The sequence below is a fragment of the Promicromonospora kroppenstedtii DSM 19349 genome (assembly GCF_000515355.1).
In the GTDB taxonomy this organism is placed as follows: domain Bacteria; phylum Actinomycetota; class Actinomycetes; order Actinomycetales; family Cellulomonadaceae; genus Promicromonospora; species Promicromonospora kroppenstedtii.
Genome location: NZ_KI911760.1, coordinates 219,010 through 219,721 on the forward strand (window position 1 = coordinate 219,010; position 712 = coordinate 219,721).

Here is a 712-nt window from a genome sequence, read left to right on the forward strand (position 1 = left end):
GAGCCGCACGCTGCCAGGCCGCACGCTGCCGGGCCGCGTCGCCCGGCTGCCCGAGCTGCTCATCCCCCGCCGGGTGGGCCGCGCGGTCACCCGCGTGCGGCGGATCGTCACAGACCGACCCACTCGGACTCGCCGTCCGTGAACTGCTGCTTCTTCCAGATCGGCACCTCGGCCTTGATGCGCTCCACCAGCAGGGAGCACGCCTCGAAGGCCTCCTTGCGATGCCCGGCCGACGCGGAGGCGACGAGCGCGACGTCCCCGACCTCGAGGTGCCCGTAGCGGTGCGTCGCGGCGACGCGGAGGCCCGTCTCCGCGCTCACCGCCTGGCACACTTTTTGCAGCACGGCGGTGGCGTCGGGGTGCGCCTCGTAGTCGAGGCTCGTGACGGCACGGCCGCCGTCGTCGTCCCGTACCACGCCGCGGAAGGTGACCACGGCGCCGCACTCCGGCGCGGCCACCGCCGCCTCGACGGCCCGCCCGACGGCGTCGTCGAGCTCCTCCTGCGTCACACGCACGACCTGGTCCATGCTCACCGTTCCCTCTCGCCCGGGTGCGACGTCACAGCGGCCACACGGCCACCTCGGCACCCGGTTCGAGCGTAGTCGCGGCGGCGGGCACGTCGATCAGCACGTCCGCGGCGGCCATGGACGCGACGAGGTGCGAGCCGGGCCCGCCGACGACGGCGACCCGCTCCTCCGCCCCGACGACGACC

The 712-nt window shown here is 74.9% G+C and carries 1 protein-coding gene and 1 pseudogene; both read right to left on the reverse strand.

Annotation, left to right across the window (positions count from 1 at the left end; all coding sequences use genetic code 11):
* Nucleotides 1-107 precede the first annotated feature (107 nt).
* The gene (locus PROKR_RS28280) at nucleotides 108-527 is read right to left on the reverse strand and encodes a molybdenum cofactor biosynthesis protein MoaE (protein WP_036970536.1); all 420 of its coding nucleotides are present in this window, start codon (nucleotides 525-527) and stop codon (nucleotides 108-110) included.
* Between the two features lie 31 nt (nucleotides 528-558).
* Nucleotides 559-712 (reverse strand): annotated as a pseudogene (locus PROKR_RS37955) (gephyrin-like molybdotransferase Glp); the annotation flags it as partial.

Coding starts and splice junctions, on each gene's coding strand:
- PROKR_RS28280 (WP_036970536.1), bottom strand. CDS start 527: ATGGACCAGGTCGTGCGTGTGACGCAGGAGGAGCTCGACGACGCCGTC.